Raw genomic sequence first — 22423 nt, 5'->3', positions numbered from 1 at the left:
ATTTGCGGCACATAAAGATACAACTTTCTTTTACACTTACAAATTTTAAATTATCTGTTTTGATTACAAAAGAAAACATACTGGCTAACGCCAAGAAAACAATTGAATCAGAAAGCCAGTCTATAGCCAAATTAATTGACTTCATTGACGATACTTTTGCGGAAGCGGTACAGTGTATCTACAATTCCAAAGGACGATTAGTAGTAACAGGAATTGGCAAAAGCGCCATTATTGCTCAAAAAATGGCAGCGTCATTCAACTCAACCGGCACTCCATCATTATTTTTACATGCTTCTGAAGCCATACACGGCGATTTAGGAATGCTGCAAGAAGGCGATGTTGTTATCTGTATATCCAAAAGCGGTAACAGTCCAGAAATCAAAGCACTAGTTCCTCTTTTGACCCGTTTTGGGAATAAACTCATTGGCATGACCGGAAATATGACTTCCTTTTTGGCCAAAGGTTCTCATTATGTTTTAAATACAACTGTTGACAGAGAAGCCTGTCCTTTGAATCTGGCTCCAACTAACAGCACAACAGCACAATTAGTTATGGGCGATGCCATAGTTGTCTGTTTGATGGAAATGAGAGATTTCAAAGCAGAAGATTTCGCTGTATATCATCCTGGCGGTGCTTTAGGAAAAAAATTACTGCTTCGCGTAAAAGACATGCTGGAACACACTTTAAAACCCGAAGTGACTCCCGATACCTCAATTAAAAAAGCAATTTTCGAAATTTCAGAAAAACGCCTTGGTGTAACCGCTGTAGTAGAAAACAACAAAGTAGTAGGAATAATTACTGACGGAGATATCCGAAGAATGTTAAATGACCGCGACACAATTGCCGAATTAACAGCAAAAGACATTATGAGCAAAAGCCCAAAAACAATAAAATCGACAGATATGGTTGTAGATGCTTTTAATTTAATGGAAGATTTCTCTATTACTCAATTAATAGTAGTAGATAATGGAGAGTACAAAGGCGTATTGCATTTACACGATATTTTAAAAGAAGGAATTGTATAATGGCAAAAAAAAATCTAGGCGAAATGTCTTTTTTAGACCATCTTGAAGAATTAAGATGGCTGTTAGTCAGAAGTACAACTGCTGTAATTATCATGGCTTTTGTAACTTATTTCATAAGCGATTACTTGTTTGACACCATTATATTTGGGCCAACAAGACCGACGTTTTTTACTTATCGCTATTTCTGTGAATTATCTCATTCATTGGGGTTTGCAGAAGGACTTTGTATAACCGAAATGCCTTTTATCATTCAGAATACAGAAATGGAAGGTCAGGTTAATATTTTTGTATGGATGTGTATTCTGGCAGGTTTCATTTTAAGTTTCCCATATATTTTATGGGAGATCTGGAAATTTATCAGTCCTGCTTTGTATGAAAAAGAAAAGAAAAACGCTCGGGTATTTATATTCACTTCTTCCCTGCTTTTCTTTATGGGTGTGATATTTGGTTATTATGTAGTAATTCCAATGTCTGTTAATTTTGTGGCCACATTTACAATCAGTGATGTTGTCAAAAATCAATTTACGCTTGACTCCTATATTGGCATGGTAAAAACCAGCATACTGGCCAGCGGATTATTCTTTGAACTTCCTATAATTATTTATTTCCTGACAAAATTAGACCTGGTAACCCCTGAATTTTTAAGAAAGTACTGGAAATATGCCGTTGTAATAATCTTGATTGTTGCCGCAATTGTAACACCGCCGGATGTGGTAAGCCAGACAATTGTTGCCATTCCGATGCTCCTTATTTATGAAGTAAGCATCTTAATATCAAAAATTGTAGTATTAAATAAAAAGAAAGCAAATGTCTGATATTGTACAAGAATTTAACGACTACCGTTCTAAAATGAACGAAAAATTATTGGCAGACAATAATAAAATAGTAAAGCGTATTTTTAATCTTGACACCAATGCCTACGCTCCCGGAGCCTTAGATGTAAAAACCAAAGAACTGCTCGGACTAGTTGCTTCGGCTGTTTTACGCTGTGATGACTGCGTAAAATACCATTTGGAAACCAGCTATAAAGAAGGTGTTACCAAAGAGGAAATGATGGAAGCTATGGGGATTGCAACGCTAGTAGGCGGCACAATTGTAGTACCGCATTTGCGCAGAGCTTACGAATTTTGGGAAGCACTGGAAGAGCAGGGCAATTAAAAAATAGTCAATTAGATAATTTTACAAAATATTAATTTGTTTATCCGATTGATTAATTTTACTTATTTTGTCTCTTTAGGACAACAATTATTATATTATTCAGGTAATTTCAATTGACACATTATCCAATTAAAAATGAAGCTAAGAGCAGAAAATTTAATAAAAACCTACAAAGGCAGAAGCGTTGTAAAAGGTATTTCGGTAGAAGTAAACCAAGGTGAAATTGTTGGCCTTTTGGGACCAAACGGTGCCGGGAAAACGACTTCTTTTTATATGATCGTAGGCTTGGTAAAACCCAACTCTGGGAATATTTACCTGAATGATCTAAACATTACCGATTATCCAATGTATAAAAGAGCTCAGCAGGGAATTGGTTACTTGGCACAGGAAGCTTCTGTTTTTAGAAAATTAAGTATCGAAGATAATATTTTAAGCGTACTGCAGCTGACTAAACTTTCTAAAGAAGAGCAGATAGCCAAAATGGAAAGTTTAATTGCTGAGTTCAGTCTGGAACACATTCGTACCAACCGCGGGGATCTGCTTTCAGGAGGAGAACGCCGCCGAACCGAAATTGCCCGATGTCTGGCCACTGATCCAAAATTCATCTTACTTGATGAACCTTTTGCTGGTGTAGATCCGGTTGCTGTGGAAGATATTCAAAGAATTGTCGCCCAGCTGAAAAACAAGAACATCGGAATCTTAATCACCGATCACAACGTACAGGAAACACTAGCCATTACCGACAAAACCTATCTAATGTTTGAAGGGGGAATTCTAAAAGCAGGTGTTCCAGAAGAACTAGTTGAAGACGAAATGGTGCGCCGCGTATATCTAGGCCAAAACTTTGAATTAAGAAAAAAGAAGCTGGAATTTTAATAATCAGCGGTCAGTTTTTGAACAGTCTGTTCCTTAAACATCATTAAACCACTGATTTTCATTCACATCATCTTATTTTCACTAAACAAATATTGGCATGATTTCAAATACAAAAAAGGACGATTGGAGAGATAATGACCCCGATAAAGAAACATCAGACAGATGGAGAAATGATCCAAATAACTGGAAATGGAAAGGTCTTTTCTACTACAACAAAGAAGACGAACGCCTTTTTGTTCCAAAAAAAATAGAATGGAAAGGAACTGCCTTGAATTTTGCCAATAAAAAATCAAAATGGGCCTCTCTTTTATTTTTACTGTTCTTTTCAACTGTCCTATTTTTTATTCTAAACAGACTTTAATTCGGCATCCTGCTGATTTTCCAGAGTAAAAAACATTATCCGTTCGATTTCTTATACTTTAATGCCTAGCAATGATTAACATTTCTTCTCTTTTGGATTCATACATTATCGCTTTTATACTGACGCTGCTATGATTGCAAAATTGAGTGAAAAAAAATCCTATCCATGGATAGTCGTTGGCTTATTATGGTTTGTAGCATTGTTAAATTATCTGGACAGGCAGATGCTTTCTACTATGAAACCCGCAATGATGCTTGACATTCCAGAGTTAGCAAAAGCCGAAAACTTTGGTCTGCTGATGGCTGTTTTCCTTTGGATTTATGCTTTAATGAGTCCTGTTTCCGGCATTATAGCCGACAGAATCAATAGAAAAAAAATGATTGTCTGCAGTCTTTTTATCTGGTCTGGAGTGACAATGACAATGGGATACGCCACAACTTTTAACCAAATATATGTTTTGCGTGCCATAATGGGCTTCAGTGAAGCCTTTTATATTCCGGCCGCATTATCATTGATTGCCGATTATCATCAGGAAAACACCCGCTCTTTTGCCATAGGTATTCACACTACCGGAATTTATCTGGGGCAGGCACTCGGCGGATTTGGAACAACTATTTCCAATAAATTTTCCTGGCAGTTTACCTTTCATTCTGTAGGACTTATTGGCATTATCTATAGTTTTCTATTGATTTTTATTATTAAAGAAAAGAAAACCTACACTTTTGACACCTCCCAAAAATTAACGATAAGAGTGGAATTAAAACAAATGTTCAGAGGTTTGAGTATTTTGTTTGGAAACATATCCTTTTGGGTTTTGCTTTTTTATTTTTCAGCACCAAGCCTTCCGGGATGGGCGGCCAAAAACTGGTTACCCACCTTGTTTTCCGAAAAACTGCATCTGGATATGTCTATTGCAGGCCCAATTGCAACAGTCAGCATAGCGATGTCTTCATTTGTAGGCGTTCTGCTTGGCGGATTTGTTTCTGACAGATGGGTAATCCGAAATCTTAAAGGAAGAATCTACACTAGCACGATAGGTTTAGCCCTTACAATTCCAGCCCTTTTTTTATTAGGCAAATGTGAGAGCATCGAAGCTATTATAGCCGGCGGCATGCTTTTTGGTCTTGGATTTGGAATTTTTGACACTAATAACATGCCTATTCTCTGCCAATTTGTTTCGCCTCGTTATCGCGCCACAGGATACGGCATCATGAACTTTGTCGGGATTTCTGCCGGAGCGGTTATTACTGAATTTTTGGGAAAAGCTGCAGACAAAGGCGGTATGGAACAAATATTCATTCTGCTGCTCTTTGTAGTGTTGATCGCCATCGTTTTACAGCTGGTCAGCTTACACCCAAAAACGATAAACATGACCGAAGAAAAACAGCAAAGCTAAAATTTTACCAATATTCATTATTACATTACTATCCTTAACTAATACCAAACAAATCGAATTAGTGACAGATTAAAAAGATTTACACAGATTTTTTTAAAAAATAGTAATGAAATCTATAAGAATCTGTGTAATCAGTGGCGAAAAAACACATGGTATTATTTGCGGACAGTCATATATTATTATATCCAATAGCCAAACTCATTTATTGGCAATGGCTACCCCTTGAATGAAGCTCTTTATAAAAAATCCTATTAGGAATACTCTCTTTTAAAATTGTTTTATTTTTTGATAATGGTTTAAAAAAACATTCAATTTTCCTTCAGCTGAAGCTAAATGTTTTTGCAAATTTCAGGCCTTTTTCACATAAAAAATCATTCTACGGTTATATACTGCAGCTGTTCCAAATCGCCATTATAAATGTTAACATCAACAGTACGGTCAATTCCAGGCACTTTGGCTTTCTCTGTAAACTGCCAAAAGAGCCAATCATCTTCGATTTCTTCGCGATAAAAATTGTAATTGGCTATCCAAAACAAATAATCGCTAAATTCTTCTTTCAAAAAATCATCATAATATTTTTCTCCAGTGTAAATAATCGGACGTACGCCATAATGCTGTTCTACAGCACTTAGCCAGCGCTTTAATCCAATTTTCAGCCGTTCAAGAGACTGTTCTTTTGGCAGCTTTTCGATATCCAAAACCGGAGGAAGATCACCTTTCCTGAGTTTTACTGTTTTTATAAAAAGTGAAGCTTGTTCAAGAGAATTTTCATTTGGACGGTAATAATGATAAGCACCGCGTATCATTTTATTTTTTTTCGCTCCAAGCCAGTTCCTTTCAAATTGACGGTCTACTCTGTCATTTCCGACAGTTGCACGTATAAAAACGTAGCGTAATGGATATTTCTCTTCAATAGTATCTACATAAGACCAACGGATTTTTCCCTGATATTCTGAAACATCAATTCCTACTGTTTTTCCGTCATTTTTTTCTAAGACCCTAAGATTTCTTGCCTCAGAAAAAACATCTACCTCACTTTTATAACGCGGTCTAAAGCCCAGATAATTTGCCAGCCCAGAACGGTAATGATATGCTGTTGAAAAAATAATAAGAACAACTATCCCAATAAAAAAGAAATCAATCCACTTTCCTTTTTTCTTTTTTGATTTACGCCTTGGCATAGCACTGCTGTTTTTTTTATCTAAAAAATTACTTCTTTTGAAACTTGTTATTAATCACTGATAGTAAAACGTAGAAAACAATAACTAATGTAACTCCTAAATATTGCAGAAACAGTAACAATAAAACAGAAACTGCCAAGAAAACAATCTGAAGTGCATTATCCCTGAAATTAAACTTTTTTATTTTTAAAGAAAACAAAGGAATCTCAGCATTTAAAATATAGGCACTAAACAGTGATATTAATAATAAAAACCATTTCTCCGTAAAAATTTCAAGTACCATCAATGAATCAGCAGCATAATACTCTTTAACCAATGAAAGGCTCAATATGAAAAGGGCATTTGCCGGAGTTGGCAGTCCTATAAATGAATCCGTCTGACGCGTGTCAATATTGAATTTTGCCAAACGCATACACGATCCCAAAGTAATAATAAAACCTAAATAAGGAAAAAACTGCAGCCATCCTTCATTCATATAAGCTGAACTGCTCTGCATCATTTTGAACATTACAAACCCAGGAACAACACCGCTTGTAACCATGTCAGCAAGAGAATCCAGCTGCAGTCCTAATGGACCGGAAACTTTGAACAGACGGGCAAAAAAGCCATCAAAAAAATCCAGAAAAATTCCGAGGCAGACAAAAAAGAACGCCATCTCAAACTGATCCCTGCTTACAAATACTACAGCGATACAACCGCAAAAAAGATTCAGTAAAGTAATTGTATTTGGAATGTGTTTTTTGATATTCATAGTGATTAAAATTGAATTATAAGCTTGGCAAATTTAATACAATATGTGAAAGCTCACCTTGTTTTTAGTGATTGATTTCAGACTGTTTTGTACAAAAATTATTAATTAATTGAATTGAAGCAGTTACATCATCAAAAAACTTTATTTTTGGAAAATAATTAAAATGGTTTTAAACCGACAAATTAAGATCCGTTGAAAAAAATACAGCTTTTTTTACTCCTATTCATAATAAATAGCAGCTATTCCCAAACCGTTCGAAAATACTCGAATGAGTTTATGAATATTGGTGTGGATGCTAAAGCTCTAGGAATGTCAAATGCCCTTACTGCCTCTACATCCGATGTTAATTCCTGTTATTGGAATCCTGCCGGACTAATACATCTTGAAGACAATCAAATCTCTTTAATGCATTCTAATTATTTCGCTAATATTGCCAAATATGATTATGCGGCTTATGCCAGTCCCATTGACGACCGCAGTGCCTGGGGAATTTCGTTAATACGTTTTGGAGTTGATGATATTATGAACACCACCGATTTAATTGACAATGAAGGCAATATCGACTATAACCGGATATCTCTTTTTTCGACTGCAGATTATGGCTTTACATTTTCCTATGCTGTAAAACTTCCGGTTCCGGGATTTCAATATGGAGTAAATGCTAAAATTATCCGACGAATAATTGGAGATTTTGCGACTTCATGGGGATTTGGATTTGACTTTGGTCTTCAGTTTGAAAAAAATGACTGGCAATTTGGATTAATGCTTCGGGATATTACCACTACTTACAATATCTGGAATATCAATGAGGAAGCTTACCAGAAAATAGCCGATGCCATTCCCGGCCAAAATCAAGAAATGCCTGAAAGTACTGAAATAACACTTCCTAAAGCGCAGTTAGGCGTCGCCAAAAAAATTATTTTTCATGAAGATTACAGCCTTTTGACCACCGCAAATATGAATATGCAGTTCACTCAGACCAATGATATAATTTCAAGTTCTCTTGTAAGTATTGATCCTGCTGTAGGTTTAGAATTTGGATATACTGATCTTGCCTTTTTAAGAGCGGGTGTTGGGAATTTCCAGCAGGTAACACAATTAGACAATGGCAAAAAAATAGGATTTCAGCCCAATATCGGTTTGGGATTTAAATACAAAGGAATTGCCATCGATTATGCATTAACCTCATTAGGGAACCAAAGTACTGCATTGTACTCAAATGTTTTTTCATTAAAAATTGATTTATCTCTTTTTAGAAACTAACTTTGATTATTTAAAAAACTATCTCTTATTTTATATCTAAAAAACAGCAAAATGAAAGCTCCCTTATTAAAAAAAATATTCGTTTGCATTCTTTTGAGTTCCGTTTATAATTTATCAGCTCAAGATATTTTGCTGTCAAAAAATGCTCATGTCAGCATCCTTACCTGCGGTACTGGTAATGAATCCTATTCCTTATTTGGCCACACTGCTATAAGAATTAGTGATCTGGATAATAATTTTGATGTCGTTTATAATTACGGGAATTTTGATTTTAATACCCAAAATTTTGTGCTGAAATTCACAAAAGGAGATTTGGATTATTCTATTACTAATAATAGATATGTTGATTTTCTTGGTCAGTACAATTATGAAAAAAGAGATGTTTACGAACAGGAATTGAACCTTCCTTTAGAACTTAAACAGGAATTATTAGAAAATTTAGCCAAATCAATGCTTTCTGATGAACGTTTATATCAATATAAATTCATTGATAACAACTGCACATCAAAGGTAGTAGATGTGATTAATAAAACATTGAAAGGAAATGTAATCACAAAAAAAACATCGACTAATCAAACGTACAGATCAATTTTATTCCCTTATTTCAATAATCATTTTTATGAAAAACTGGGAACGAGTATTGTTTTTGGGACAAAAGTAGATCAAGTGGGAACAAAAATATTCCTGCCTTTTGAGCTTCAGGAAAGTTTAAAACACATTCGATATAAAAATCAGCCTTTATGCAAAGAGAACAAAACAATATTAAATTTTGAAGAAGAAACTCCAGCTTCCTGGTGGAATAACAGTTATACTTATCTTTTTATTTTAGGATTTGTAACTCTGATAAACAAGAGAAGTATTGATTATATTTATTTGTCAATAATATCCTTATTGGGTTTATTATTTGTTTTTTTAGGCTTTTATTCTTTTCATCAGGAATTAGAATATAACTACAACGTCCTTTTATTCAGTCCTTTTATTTTGGGCGTACTGTATTTTGCGAAAACAAAAAACTCAAAATGGACATACAAATTATCTGTTTTCAATATTCTGCTTCTAATAGTTTATTGCGGATTAATGCTGTCAAAAGTTCATTTACTCATTGTTTCTCCGATATTACTGACCAATTTATTTGTTCTATCCCGAATTGCTATTAGAAATAAAAAACGTATTCCAATAATTATTTAAATTACTGCCCCCTATAGAACAAAACTGTTGAAACGGTTTTAAAAGCAATATTCAAATCCAGATAAACACTTCTGTGTTTGATGTAATATAAGTCATACTGCAGTTTTATTAGACTATCCTCTAAGTTTACACCATAGGGATAATTAATCTGTGCCCAGCCTGTAAGTCCTGGCTTAATAATATGACGTGTTTCATAGAATGGCATAATTTGAGCAATTTCATTAACAAATACTGGTCTTTCTGGTCTTGGTCCAATCACAGCCATATCTCCTTTTAAAATATTGATAAACTGCGGAAACTCGTCTATTCGGGTTTTCCTTAAAAACTTTCCAAATTTAGTTACTCTGGAATCATTAACTTTAGCAAAAACAGCCCCCCCTTTTTCGGCATTCTTGACCATCGTCCTAAATTTAATTATTTTGAAAATAACACCATCTTTACCTACTCGTTTTTGAGTGTAAAACAAGTCCCCTTTGTTCCAGAAAGCATTACCAATAAGAATTATTGGAATTAAAACAAGTCCAAAACTCAATCCGATTAATGACAAAAGAATTTCAAAAAACCGTATAAACATCAAATATAATTTGTTTTGATTACTGCGGCTAAATGGAAAAAACCGATAAAAATCCCTAGAAATATACTGAACCGGAATACGCTGCGTTTTACTTTCATATACTTGTGTATATTCTCGAATACTCTTACCAGATTCCAGCAGTTTAAGCAGCTGATGATATAAATCAGTAGTGATTCCATCTGTTTTTTGAGAAGCCACCACTATTTCAGAAATACCATTTTTAGCTACAAATGAAATTAAGTTCTTTATTTCAATATGTCTCACATATTGAATTTCAAAATCGGAAGCTGAATCACTGTCAAGATTAATATATCCGATAATTTTATAATGAGGGTCGACGCTTTCTAATCCTGAAACAAGTTCTTTCACCTGATCCTTATCACATACCAAAACTGCATTTTGGACAAACCTGTTAGATGCTAAAAAATGAAGATAAATCATTCTCCATGCATATAAAGCTATAAAAAAAGTAATATAAAAAAAGAGTAACTGCAAGCGGTTTTTGGGCAACTCAGGAGAGAAAAACGGTGTTAATAAATAAAACAACACCGTAGAAGTAGTGGTCAAAATTGTACTTCGCAGTACTTGAAAATTATTGCTTGCTACCTGAAGGTTGTACATTTCAAAAATACCTCCAAATCCATTAATGTAAACGGCCAAAACAATAATCCAAGAGTAATTTGTTACTAAATATTGGAAATAATCAAAGTCTGAAACAAAACTCAAACAATATAATCCAAAAAATACAAATACTACATCAAAAAAACGTAAAAGCAGTTTACGCTCAGATATTTCAAAATGCATCTTTTTTGAATCATTCATTATCAACAGGAATTGTATTTCGCTGCAAGTTAATAATTATATAAAAAACAAACCTTTTTTATTTTAAAATTGTCAGCCATTTCTGCTTAACCTTCTGCCATTCAAATTGTTCTGATTCTCTTCTTGCTTCAGAGGTAATTTTGCTAAATAAAGCCGGTTCTTGAATTAATCTAACTATAGCATGAGTCATTTTATTAACATCCTTATCCGGAATCAATAATGAGTCTTTTTCGTTTTCTAATAAAAATGGTATACCTCCAACATCAGTAGAAACAACGGCTAAACCTAAGGACATTGCTTCTATCACGCTAACAGGCATGTTGTCAAAATGGGTTGTATTTATAAAAACATAATAATTTTTAGAAGCATCAATCCAATCTTGCTTAGACAATTTGCCTGTAAAAAGAACTTCAACATTAAGTTCTTCGGCTCTTTTTTTTGTTTCTAACAAGCTGCCATCTTTTTCAGGTCCAACCATACAGAGTGTAGCTTCTGGATATTTCTGTTTCAAACAAGCAAACACTTCAACAGCCATTATAGGATTGTATATTTTAGCAAAAGAGCGAACCCACAGTAAATTAGGAGATGCTTTTTCTCGTTTTAAAAATGGATACTTATCCAGTTCGATTGCATTTGCAATATGAATTACATTATCATATCCTTTGATTTTGAATTCATGGAGCAAAAAAAGAGAGGGAGCAACATTCTGAAAGGAATGTTTGAAAATCATTTTACTAATTTTAGGATTCTTTCTCAATCGGACTGTTAAGTTCCCACCGTGCAAAATAGGAATGTATTTAATTTTTAACAGGCGACACAATTGAGAAGTGACAAAAGCATACCAAAAATTAGTTGTGCTATAAGTATCAATAAGGACATAATCAGCTTTTCTATATTGAAATATACTGCATATCATAGCAAATAATCGTAATACCTGATTTTTCTGAGAAGAACTATATCGCAGTTTAAAACCTTCTTGCTCCAAAAGGGGACCAAGAGTTTCAATAGTAGTAGGAGTAACTCCATGCTTAGATAATTTATTCCCTATATACAGCAGGTTTTTCAACAGTATAAACTTTTAATAATGAAAGTGCATAAACAAAAGCTGGTGCTGCTAATCTCATAGCAGCATGATTAATTGTTAACAGCCAAAAAACTAAAAAAGACAAAGCCAAAATATTCTGTCTATTAAACATAAATAAAAATATAGGAGTACAGAATAAAATAATTAAATCAATCAATCCAAGAGAACCATGTTCTGCCAGCATTCTAGTGATTTCGTTGTGTGAAGCCGATACAATTCCTGTTTCTTTTTCTCTGATTTCTTTATTCCTCCCCACACCTACTCCTAAAATAGGATTCTCCCAAAACATCTGCATTTCCGAAGCAATGAGAGTTTCTCTACCAGACAATTGGCTTTTCTTTTCACGCCCTCTTGCGTCCTGATTGGCATACCGCTTGTTAATCAAACCCCCTGTCTGCAGAGAACTATATCCCCAAACCCCCAATCCTGCAACAAATGACAGTATAATTATCATACCTATTTTAGGTTTTGTTTTTCCATTAGCCTGAAAATACAATACCGTCAAAAACATAAAAATCATCATTACTGCCGTCAATATCCCACCCCTAGAAAAAGTTACAATCCCTCTAAATGCAAAAACCAGTACAAATCCCCCATTAATTAGCTGTATTAATCTGCTTTTAGAATTCAGAACCAACTGCACAAAAAATATAAAAACTCCTAATCCTAATATAGTAGATACTTGATTGGGTCCAAAACCGCCAGAAGTTTCAAAATTGGATTGAGTCCCTGTTACTACAGCTCTTACACTTGGTGTATATAAAAACAAATAAACAGCAACAGCAACTAAAGGTAAAGAAAATGCTGTTACTACTCCCATTAACCGGTCAAATGACATTTTCCTTTGATAAGAATATATTGAACAAAATGCTAAACAAACAGGTCCTGATAAATTAAATGCAATTGCCTTTCTGATATCCGTTCCAAAATCCAAGGTTAGTGTGGCCAAAATAACGCTAGGAATCAATAACAGTAAAAACATCCAATACAACAATGCATTTTTAGAGAATCCTGAATAAATCATTCCTAAAAACATAAAAATAAGAATAGCATATTTACCAAATTCATTAAAAAAAATTCCATCAGTCATCCTTAAAAGCACTTCAATGCTTACTACATACGCAGACAAAATAAGAACTTCATTATTCTTGTTTTTTGTCTTAACTATATAATAAATTCCAAAACTAAATATCGTTAATGTACATATTTTTGAAACAAAAGGCAATACAAATAACAATACTCCAAGCAAAGCATGAAACAACAATAAGTATATATAATACAATTCTTCTTTCTTCATATTAATGGGCTTGTAGCCAATTTATATATTTTTTCATAACGCTTTCAGCGGTATAATTGGCTTGTATTGTATTAAAAAGAGTTTCACCAAAGTCTTTTCGCATATTATCATTCTCTATTAAAGCTACCAAATATTTATAAAACAAATCTGGTCTATCTGCATCAACTATAAACCCATTTTGTCTCGCTTTTACAATTGAAGGAATTTCGCCTACACTCGTAACAACGACTGCTTTTTTATATAGGCCATATTCTAAAAGAGCTACTGGCAATCCTTCAGATTGTGAGGTCAAAATTGCAATAGATGCTTGATTGAGTATGTTTTCTACATCTTGTTTGGAACCATACAAAAAGACATTCTTACTCAGATTAAAATCTAAAATCAGGCTTTTTATTTGTTTAGAATAATTATCATCAAAATCTTTTCCAATCAAATGAAATGTCCATTCCGAATGAGATTCTTTCAGTTTCTGAGCCACTTCCAACAGCAAAAAATGATTTTTATCTTCTCGAAGATTTGCCAAAGATACTATCTGTTTACCTTTAATCCCCTTTATAATAGTATTCTTAACAACAGTATTATCCTTTATTGGAAAATTAGGCAAATAGATAACTGTTTTAGATTTTAAATTATTTTCAATCCAGTATTTAAGATTTTGATTAACGGCAATTACTCCGCTAAAAAAAGGCATCACAATCCTAAAAATCAGAACTCTATTTTTAGATAACGTTTGATTATTTCCATAATGATAATGCCAAATCAACTTTACAGAGGGTAAAATTGATTTTAATAAAAAAGCTAAGAAAAAAGAAGTACTATGCGCATGAATATGGGTTATCTTATTTTTCAGTACAAAGGATCGTAATCTTAAAAGACTTTCAATGTCAATTTTTTTACTTTTTTTTAAAAATAAATACGACACTTTTGGATGAATCTGATGTAACAATGCTCCTTCCTTTCGAGTTGTAACTAGTCCTGAAAATTCAATTATATCAGCCAAGGCATTAGCATAACTGACTGCCATACGTTCTGCACCTCCAGCATCTAATGAATCAATTAATTGAATAATTCTCATAGCAATAACATCTTTCTTATTTCAGTTTCAAAAATATCAACAGTATATTTCGTTGACCAATCATAAGCCTTCCGTGCTTTGGTTGCAAAGTCTGATCTATCTTTTAATAAAACTTCCAATTGTTGTACATCATGTTTCAAATCCATTTGCAATTGCAATCCCCTATTTCCAAAATCTAACATAAAAGGCACGCAGGATACTGGTGTAGCGATTGGAACACACCCCCAAAACATTCCCTCCGCTATTGCCTTAGGCCAGCCTTCACTTTTGGAAGGCAAAATAACAAAATGGCTGTTTTGATATCCTATCTTTACAATATCCTTGGATTGATTCCCTTTTAACTCAATCACTTTCTCCAAATTAGATTCTAGTATATAACGTTCTAGGCGCTCCCGCTCGATTCCTTCACCGTATAAATCTAAATGAACCAAATGACCTTTTTTAAATAATTCTTCTACTAATTGTACTGCATATAGTGGATTTTTTCCTTTTACCAATGTCCCAACAAAAATAAAATGAATAAATTCAGTCAGCGACTTTTCTTGGAACATTTTTTTATCTGATGCTGAATACGTTGCAGTATAAAATGGGACAATATTTTTAGACTGATTTTTCCATTCTCCATAAACCAATACCTGCATATTTCTAGTCAAAAAAGTATTAGTCAAAATCCATTGCTGCAAACGATAACTCCACGGTTGTTTAGATTCTGGATCCCAATTTCCTGCATATTTCGCCGTTTTTTTTTTACTAGGGAACAAAATTTGTATCAGACATCCTAAGAGACCAATATTGCCAGGACAACGCAAATGAATATGATCTGCTTCACACATGGCTTGAAAAATGACCCAAATTAGTTTAGGTAATAGTAATATTGTTCTAAAAAGCTGACGAATTGAAATTAAAGAAAAAGAAGGAACTTGAAGGAACTTGATTTTAGAATGCTGATAAGGATAATCAATTGCTGTGGGTACTTCATAATTCAATGGAGCAACTACAATCACTTCATCCATAGTTTTAATCCACATATTCATTTCATGAATATAAGGAGCATAACCTAAATACTGATGTTGATCATGCTTATGGATTACATGAGTAATTATAGCTAATTTCATTTCATTTAATTTTGAATTTTGTTACAAAAAGTGTTATCTCAAAAGAAGATATATGCAATATTTTCAACAAACTGGAACAAAATCAAAAAAATTTTTTGATCTTTTAATCAGTTATTATCAACTGAAATAAATCCAGATTATTTTTTTTTCTTCATCAACATTGTCAAATGCATACAGTCAAATAAAACTGAATCTGATGTTTTAGAATTGCTCCAGTCATAATTGTGCCATTTTTGCCCAATTTCTTTCTTTTTTTTTTCAGAAATTGGTAATACATTTATCATGGCTATCCATTTTGATTTCCCTAAAATGCCTCTTCTTTCAATTATATCAAAAGAATTTTGAAACTGATAAAAAGTTTTTTTCGTAAATGGCCATTCCCAAGCAGCATCAGATTGAAAAGGCCTATATAGTGTCCTTACTAACTTTACAGGAAAACTTGTTTCAAGCGGGTCATAACTTATAATTTCTCCTTCCGAAGCCAGTTTTTCATTCAATCTATCTATTAAAATATTGATATCTTTAAAATGATGTAAAACTCCATAAGCATAAATTAAATCAAAATTATCAAAAGTGAAATCATCCGAAAGAAAATCAATTGCCTCTGCTCTCGCGTGAGGTAAATGCTGAATCCTTTCGTTTAATTTTTTGATTGCAATATCACTTAAATCAATCCCTAAATATTCTTTTGAATTTTCTGCTAAGTATATTGACCAATAATTTCCAGAAAAACACCCCAGATCTAACACTTTTTTAGATGATAAATCTCCAAACCACTGTTTATGCAAAACATACGATTGATCCTGAACTCCAATACTTTTTTTTATTCTATTTAAAACTCCATTTCTAAATCTGGACCATACCCAAGTAACAAAATTTTTATTTTTAGTATTGTAAAATTCCTTTTGCTTTACGTTCGTTTCTAAAATTGCATCTTTAGATTTCATTTTTAATTTTTAATTTATTAAACAGCAAACTTTACCAACATTAAATTCAAAATAACCATTTGCATTTTTAAGCTATTTCAAAATAAATTTTAAAAAAATACAACTCAGAAACCTGTTTGCCTCTGCCACAAAACTGTGGTACATTTATTTAATTATTTTTTAATCAAGTTTTTTGATGACTTCATATCGATAGAAATCAATATTCTTACTGACAATATTATTCAATCCATATTTTTTAATCACAAACTCTCTAGCTGTTTTACCCATTTGTTCTGCCTTTTCTTTATTAGAAAAAACCCACAAAATCTTTTCAGCAATATCATCTGGATTATAAGGATCGCATAACAAACCGGTTTCATAATTTTTTATAGCCTCAGGACCAGGCCCTAATCTTGTAAAAACAACTGCTTTTTCCATAGCCATTGCTTCTGGAGCTACTAAACCCTGAGTTTCCATATGAGACGGAAATACGCATACCGAAGCTTCTGCATAAGCCAGCGGAATCTCATTATAAGCAACAGTGCCATGAAAACGAATATCTTTTACATTTTCTCCTAATTGAGGTAATTCTTTCTCTTTTAGCATTTGAATATAAGAACTCTTATCTGGAAAAAACCAGTCTCTTCCATAAATTTCCAAAGTTACATTCGGATATTGTTTTTTTACAATTGGAAAAGCCTGTATTAATTGGCGTATTCCTTTTTTTTCACAAACCGTACCAGCAAAAACAATTTTCAGATCAGATAGTGTTTTTTCAGCTGGTTTAAAAAATTCAGTATTAATTAGATTATTAATATAACAGACACGTTTTCCATTGTAACTCAAATATTTTTCAGTATGACTTTTTACATACTGAGAAACAGCGACAAAAACGTCACTTTTTTTAAAAGATCTTTTTTCTTGAAATCCTTTCCATTTATTAATTTTTCTCTTTTCGCTTTCGGCAAAAAAATGATGGCCTCCATGAAGTCTGATAATGTATTTAATATTTTTTATTTTTGAAATAAAAGCTAGACCAAGTTCCGATGCTTCAACAATATCTATGGGATTGTCTCTATGAATTTCTTTGATTTTTTTATTGATTACTCTGGAATTAAAATACCAAGAAAGACCTTTTATATTGCTTTTTTTCAATCTATAAATGGTAACGCCGTCTGCTATATCCACCTCATCATTCTTTGTATAATTTATCCCAACTATTGAAACTGTAATACCATTTTTAACCAATTCTACGGCTAATGTTTTTGTAAAACTACCTATTCCACCATGAGGGAATCCTTCTTTTGGATATTCGTTTATTAAAAAACAGATATGCATTATTGAATTAATTTAATGTTTTACGTATAGTAAGTGAAGCCGTTTTATAATCTTCCAGCACGATTTCTTTCCATCGATTCATTTCCAAACTACTGTTTTTTTGAATAATCACCTTTTCAATAATTTCTTCTTTGCTATTCAGCCAGATAACTGCATTCTTATTTGGCATACTTCTAAAATGCTGGAACTGATAAATAGTCTTTACGGACCAATCTTTTACCTTCTTATTTTCTTGGTCATAATTAATAAACACACACGGTTTACTAAACATAGCAAAATCAAAAGCCATTGTTGAACCTACATTAACAACTACATCAGAATAAAAAGCGGTACTTACCAATAATTTTACATCATCAAAGGACGGATAAATAGCACTCCATTCCTTTGAAGCATTAATGTGCCATAAAGGAGTGGCTTCTTTTATTAAATCTTTATACTCATTTACAACAGATTCAAATCTTCCCGAAAAATCCACTGGACATCTTCTCAATAAAATTTGATATTCATCCTGCAGATTTGCTTTTGTAATTTCTTTGGCAATATCTTTTAAATAGCTTGGATCATCTGGAGATGTTAAGGTATCGTCACCCGAAAAACAGATGATTTTTTTATTTGGATCTAAATCATATTTCTTATAGAAAACTTCCTTTTCAATTATATTGCTTTTATCTTGATAAAACTCAAATTGAGGACTCCCCGTAATATGAATACTTTTAGGCGAAATTTCAGGATAATACAATCCCATTTCTTTTTTCATATACTCAGACCAAACCAAATAATTATCTGCAACAAGAGCCATTCTAGCCTTAGGCAGATTATCCCAGGAATAAATTACAGTTGTGGTTGTAATTCCTAAATCGGTAGCTGCAGCAAAAATCGTTGCAGCTTTCAAGGATCGTTGGTGAGAACAAAAAACAACCCTTGGTTTCACTTTCTTTAAAATATTTTTCACCTCATCATAAAAAGGATTTTGGCGGATTATTTTTTGATACTTTCTTTCTAATTTTAAAATCTTAGAATAATTTTTATAAAAAGGAACTATTCTTTGAATTAACTTATAAAATATTTTTTTTGAAAATGTCTTTTGATTCCAATTCCAATATGCCAATATCGCTTTATTACTAACTATTTCAGCATTATAATACAATCTGGAAAGACAGATTAATTCTCTCAAAAACTTCTCTTTAACAGACTCATTATATACAGGAATGGTAATTGAATCACTAATTGAAGTGTTCTGTTTAATGGCTGTTATAGTTTCCGGATCAAAATTATGAAACAGAACTAAATCATTTTTTGTTTCTTTAAACACTTTTGAATAAAGATAATTTCTGATGCCAACTCCATCTGGAAATAACAATAAAATCTTATTTTTTTCTTCCATGTAAATTGATCTATTTTTTAACTGTTATTTTAAAAAAATCATTAATTATCCTTGCAGTAAACAGCTTAGCTCCTTGATCATTCATATGTCCGCAAGACGAAAAATATTTGTCCTCAATCACAACATTTTCATAATTATGAATTTCTGGATATGTCTTTTTTATTTTATCAAAATAATTCATTCCTTTTACATTTTCACACATTGGTGTCATTACAGCGATAAAGTTAATCTTATTGATATTACAAATATTTTTAATCTCTTCATAATATTTATTATGCTTTAAAGGATTTAGAGCAGTAATATTGTTTTTCATGTTCCCCTTTTTGTGCTTGATTAAAGGATAATATCCTAAATTATCTAAAGAACTAGTCTTTTCATCTTTTACGATTTTATAAACCTCTCTAAAACCTATTTTCCCGTCATATTTTATATATCTGTAAAATGGAATATAAAACAGTTCATTGAAATCCTCTTCATTTTGAAAATGTTTTTTTATTATATCTGAATTATGAATATAGGGCAGAAATTTAGCAGATATGCCCTCCGACTCTTTATTATTTGAAAGATTTAAATCGGCCTCCAAAATAATATTTTTGATTATATACTTTCTTTCAATCATTAACTTCAACAGTAATGATGCCTCAAACAAATGACCTCCGCTCATTCCATAATTAAAGGTTTTCAAACCTTTATCCTCAAACATCTGTGTCACAAAATGATTATTGGCACGGGAAGACCCTAAAATTATTACATCATACTTTTCTGCTTTAGAATTTATAACAGTTTCTATTTTACCTCGATTTTTAGAATGCATAAAGGCGATTGTGTACAACCCATCCAGTAAAACTGCTATTAAAAATATTATAAGAATAATTTTGGCTGTATAAATTAAAAAATGCTTCATTAAAACTGGAAATATATAAATTCTTTATAATCTGAATAAGTCCCAAAAGCTATTATTGTCATAATTGCCAAAGCTATTTTCAGCATACTTCTTTTTCCTGACAAAGGCTCTGTTTTACTGCGATTATTCCATTCAACCAAAATAAAAAAAACAACCATTATGAGCAATTCATAATTGTAACGTTCATTTACTAAATATTGAGAATTAAAATTTCTATCTGCAATAATACGTTTTAAATACAATATTGCATCAGTTATAGTTTTGGCCCTAAAAAACACCCAGGCTATACAAGTCAGCAAGAAAGTATACAGAATGCTTATAATTACTTTTACAGAATCAAAATTAAATTTCAGCTGTACAGTATCCATATTATTTCGGTTACTGTTAGACAAAAGTAAAGGCAGGAAATAGACAGCATTTATAAATCCCCAAAAAACATAAGTCCAATTGGCTCCATGCCAAAATCCGCTGACTACAAAAATGATAAAGGTGTTTCTAATTTTCATCCAAATACCACCTTTGCTTCCGCCTAAAGGAATGTACAAATAATCCCGAAACCAAGACGAAAGCGAAATATGCCAACGACGCCAAAACTCAGCAATATCACGCGAAAAATATGGATAATTAAAATTGCGCAATAAATCCAATCCGAACAATTTTGACATTCCCAATGCCATATCCGAATACCCTGAAAAGTCTCCATAAATTTGAAAAGCAAAATAAACGACTCCTAAAATAAGTGACATGGAATTCATGGAAGCATAGTTGTCAAAAATAGCATTGGCATACGTTGCACAGGTATCGGCAATAACCACTTTTTTAACCAATCCCCAGATTATCTGACAAACACCCTCTTTTGCTTTCTCTAAATCAAATTCCCGTTTAACTTTTATTTCTGGCAATAAATGTGTCGCTCTTTCTATAGGTCCTGCAACCAAGAGCGGAAAATAACTGACAAACAAAGAATAATCAACAAAATTATATTCGGCTTTGATACGCTTATAATAGATATCAATTACATATGATAGCCCATGAAAAGTATAAAATGAAATTCCAACAGGAAGAATTACATCTAATAATATTGGACCCGCTTTTACTCCAGCTGAATTTAATAAACCTGAAAAAGAAGCTGCAAAAAAATTATAGTATTTAAAAATCCCTAAAAATCCTAAATTCACTAAAATACTAAGCCAAAACCAAAAATTTCGGCTTTTTTCTGTCTGGCTTTTCTCAATTCGAATACCCGTGTAATAATCCAGAAAAGTAGAAAAAACCAGTAAAAACAAAAAACGCCAATCCCAGCAAGAATAAAAATAATAACTGGCAGCAATTAATAAAGCATTTTGGTTGCTTTTGGTTTTATTGAAAACAAACCAATACAAAATAAAAACGATTGGTAAAAAAACAGCAAAAGCCAGAGAATTGAAAAACATAGGTTATTTAAAAAAAATTGTATTCTAAATTTTAAATGTGCAAAGAAAAGGATTATTCTTTATAAATAACGGCTTTAAATTATTCTCAAATCCATTAGAAAGTTTTTGTATAAAATAATTTGAGAATACTACAGAAATATTATTTCCAAATTATCTATCCCTAAATTGTTTCTGATGATTCATTTGCCAAAGATTCTCTTTTTGAAGAAACTCCAAAAATAATTGAGCACTATTACCCTGTCCAAAATCAGCTTCTGTTTGTTGTATATAGTGGGAATCAATTACCCTTAAGGCTTCAGAAATATTTTTCAATTCATAATCAACATTCACGATATCTGCATGAACAGCCCTATTTTGCTGACGGGTACCAATATTGATAATCGGAATCCCATAATAAGGAGCTTCCCGTATTCCAGCACTGCTATTTCCAATAATGAATTGGCAATTTTTCAATAATGTCAAAAAATATTCAAATCGCAATGATGGAAAAATTCTAAAACGCGAATTCCCTTTTAAACGTTTATAAGCATTCAAAATTATTTGGCTTCCCAAGTCATTATTAGGAAAAACGACAACGTAATTATGTGTATCCGCTAATAACGCTTCTACAAAATTGGATGCATAATCTTCCATTGAATCAATTTCTGTTGTTACTGGATGGAACATTACAATTGCAAATAAATCAAAATCAATTTGATAATACTCTTTTGCGACAGACAGAACAGGCAGTTTGTCAGAAAACATAACATCAATATCTGGCGAACCAATTGTAAAAATTGATTCTGCTATCTCTCCCATTTGTTTTAGCCTATTGGCCGCTTCCGCATTTGAAACAAAATGAATATGGCTCAATTTGCTTACGCTATGCCGAATCAATTCATCTACTGTCCCTGATATTTCTCCTCCTTCAATGTGAGCCACAAGAATATTATTCAGTGATCCCACAATGGCTCCTGCTAAAGTTTCCACTCGATCACCATGTACAAGAATTAAATTCGGCTCTACATTTTTTACATAACTTGAAAGTCCTTCGATAGTTCTTGCCAATGTCAAATCCATCGTCGTTTCATGGGTATGATTTTTAAAAGTATGAATGTTTTTATATCCACAACGCTGAATTTCCAACAAGGTATAGCCATACTCTTCCTGTAAATGCATACCAGTTACAGCTACAAAAACCTCAAATTGGGGTTGTTGTTCCAAAATCGAAATCAATGATTTTATTTTCCCAAAATCGGCCCGTGTTCCAGTTAGGAAAAGGATTTTTTTTAT

At 32.6% G+C, this 22423-nt stretch carries 21 protein-coding genes; 8 read left to right on the top strand and 13 right to left on the bottom strand.

The genetic code is table 11. The features are described from left to right. Nucleotides 1-59: 59 nt before the first annotated feature. The 6 genes from OZP07_RS04350 (at nucleotide 60) to OZP07_RS04325 (ending at nucleotide 4816) form a co-directional block, all read left to right on the top strand. Nucleotides 60-1025 carry a KpsF/GutQ family sugar-phosphate isomerase gene (locus OZP07_RS04350; RefSeq protein WP_281637420.1) on the top strand — a complete coding sequence of 322 codons (966 nt, stop codon included), beginning with the start codon at nucleotides 60-62 and terminating at the stop codon, nucleotides 1023-1025. Further along, on the top strand, nucleotides 1025-1840 hold the full coding sequence (gene tatC / locus OZP07_RS04345; protein WP_194640053.1) for a twin-arginine translocase subunit TatC: 816 nt from the start codon (nucleotides 1025-1027) through the stop codon (nucleotides 1838-1840). Before OZP07_RS04350 ends, tatC begins: the two co-directional genes overlap by 1 nt. Beyond that, a complete protein-coding gene (locus tag OZP07_RS04340; protein WP_194640052.1) occupies nucleotides 1833-2183 on the top strand; it encodes a carboxymuconolactone decarboxylase family protein in 351 nt (116 codons plus the stop codon). The genes tatC and OZP07_RS04340 overlap by 8 nt, the downstream gene beginning before the upstream one ends. A 135-nt stretch (nucleotides 2184-2318) precedes the next feature. Then, entirely contained in the window at nucleotides 2319-3059 is a 741-nt protein-coding gene (gene lptB, locus OZP07_RS04335) for an LPS export ABC transporter ATP-binding protein (protein WP_194640051.1), read from the top strand. Between the two features lie 97 nt (nucleotides 3060-3156). Then, entirely contained in the window at nucleotides 3157-3420 is a 264-nt protein-coding gene (locus OZP07_RS04330; protein WP_281637419.1) for a DUF5808 domain-containing protein, read from the top strand. Between the two features lie 130 nt (nucleotides 3421-3550). Next, a complete protein-coding gene (locus OZP07_RS04325; protein WP_281637418.1) occupies nucleotides 3551-4816 on the top strand; it encodes an MFS transporter in 1266 nt (421 codons plus the stop codon). A gap of 371 nt (nucleotides 4817-5187) precedes the next feature. Here OZP07_RS04325 and OZP07_RS04320 read toward each other — a convergent pair whose 3' ends face one another. Both OZP07_RS04320 and OZP07_RS04315 read right to left on the bottom strand, forming a co-directional pair. Continuing rightward, nucleotides 5188-5997 (bottom strand): glycoside hydrolase family 25 protein, encoded by an 810-nt coding sequence (locus tag OZP07_RS04320; protein ID WP_194640048.1) that lies wholly within the window; start codon nucleotides 5995-5997, stop codon nucleotides 5188-5190. A 28-nt stretch (nucleotides 5998-6025) separates the two neighbouring features. Next, nucleotides 6026-6748 carry a CDP-alcohol phosphatidyltransferase family protein gene (locus OZP07_RS04315; protein ID WP_194640047.1) on the bottom strand — a complete coding sequence of 241 codons (723 nt, stop codon included), beginning with the start codon at nucleotides 6746-6748 and terminating at the stop codon, nucleotides 6026-6028. Between the two features lie 192 nt (nucleotides 6749-6940). On the opposite strand from OZP07_RS04315, the gene OZP07_RS04310 reads away from it, so the two are divergent. Next, nucleotides 6941-8011, top strand: a complete 1071-nt coding sequence (locus OZP07_RS04310; protein ID WP_489886137.1) for a putative type IX sorting system protein PorV2 — start codon at nucleotides 6941-6943, stop codon at nucleotides 8009-8011. Between the two features lie 51 nt (nucleotides 8012-8062). Further along, on the top strand, nucleotides 8063-9199 hold the full coding sequence (locus tag OZP07_RS04305; RefSeq protein WP_281637417.1) for a lipoprotein N-acyltransferase Lnb domain-containing protein: 1137 nt from the start codon (nucleotides 8063-8065) through the stop codon (nucleotides 9197-9199). Nucleotide 9200: 1 nt separating this feature from the next. On the opposite strand, the gene OZP07_RS04300 is transcribed toward OZP07_RS04305, so the two are convergent. From OZP07_RS04300 to neuC, 11 genes are all read right to left on the bottom strand, one after another. Beyond that, nucleotides 9201-10595 carry an exopolysaccharide biosynthesis polyprenyl glycosylphosphotransferase gene (locus tag OZP07_RS04300; protein ID WP_194640178.1) on the bottom strand — a complete coding sequence of 465 codons (1395 nt, stop codon included), beginning with the start codon at nucleotides 10593-10595 and terminating at the stop codon, nucleotides 9201-9203. Between the two features lie 58 nt (nucleotides 10596-10653). Then, entirely contained in the window at nucleotides 10654-11661 is a 1008-nt protein-coding gene (locus OZP07_RS04295) for a glycosyltransferase family 4 protein (RefSeq protein WP_281637416.1), read from the bottom strand. Next, the gene (locus OZP07_RS04290; protein ID WP_281637415.1) at nucleotides 11633-12976 is read right to left on the bottom strand and encodes an O-antigen ligase family protein; all 1344 of its coding nucleotides are present in this window, start codon (nucleotides 12974-12976) and stop codon (nucleotides 11633-11635) included. The genes OZP07_RS04295 and OZP07_RS04290 overlap by 29 nt, the downstream gene beginning before the upstream one ends. Nucleotide 12977: 1 nt before the next feature. Further along, nucleotides 12978-14051: a glycosyltransferase family 4 protein gene (locus OZP07_RS04285; protein WP_281637414.1), complete on the bottom strand. Its 1074-nt coding sequence runs from the start codon at nucleotides 14049-14051 to the stop codon at nucleotides 12978-12980. Continuing rightward, complete coding sequence (locus OZP07_RS04280; RefSeq protein WP_281637413.1) at nucleotides 14048-15166, bottom strand: glycosyltransferase; 1119 nt, start codon at nucleotides 15164-15166, stop codon at nucleotides 14048-14050. The genes OZP07_RS04285 and OZP07_RS04280 overlap by 4 nt, the downstream gene beginning before the upstream one ends. 137 nt (nucleotides 15167-15303) lie before the next feature. Beyond that, nucleotides 15304-16113, bottom strand: a complete 810-nt coding sequence (locus OZP07_RS04275; protein ID WP_281637412.1) for a class I SAM-dependent methyltransferase — start codon at nucleotides 16111-16113, stop codon at nucleotides 15304-15306. A 159-nt stretch (nucleotides 16114-16272) separates the two neighbouring features. Next, nucleotides 16273-17430: a glycosyltransferase family 4 protein gene (locus OZP07_RS04270; RefSeq protein WP_281637411.1), complete on the bottom strand. Its 1158-nt coding sequence runs from the start codon at nucleotides 17428-17430 to the stop codon at nucleotides 16273-16275. Between the two features lie 7 nt (nucleotides 17431-17437). Next, entirely contained in the window at nucleotides 17438-18814 is a 1377-nt protein-coding gene (locus OZP07_RS04265; RefSeq protein ID WP_281637410.1) for a UDP-glycosyltransferase, read from the bottom strand. A gap of 10 nt (nucleotides 18815-18824) precedes the next feature. After that, a complete protein-coding gene (locus tag OZP07_RS04260; protein ID WP_281637409.1) occupies nucleotides 18825-19718 on the bottom strand; it encodes a hypothetical protein in 894 nt (297 codons plus the stop codon). After that, entirely contained in the window at nucleotides 19718-21151 is a 1434-nt protein-coding gene (locus tag OZP07_RS04255; RefSeq protein ID WP_281637408.1) for an MBOAT family O-acyltransferase, read from the bottom strand. Before OZP07_RS04255 ends, OZP07_RS04260 begins: the two co-directional genes overlap by 1 nt. Before the next feature lie 150 nt (nucleotides 21152-21301). Further along, the gene (neuC, locus tag OZP07_RS04250) at nucleotides 21302-22423 is read right to left on the bottom strand and encodes a UDP-N-acetylglucosamine 2-epimerase (RefSeq protein WP_281638448.1); all 1122 of its coding nucleotides are present in this window, start codon (nucleotides 22421-22423) and stop codon (nucleotides 21302-21304) included.

The organism is Flavobacterium marginilacus, from assembly GCF_026870155.1.
In the GTDB taxonomy this organism is placed as follows: domain Bacteria; phylum Bacteroidota; class Bacteroidia; order Flavobacteriales; family Flavobacteriaceae; genus Flavobacterium; species Flavobacterium marginilacus.
Note: the sequence above shows the minus strand (reverse complement) of the source record. Positions and strands in the feature narration are given on the sequence as shown.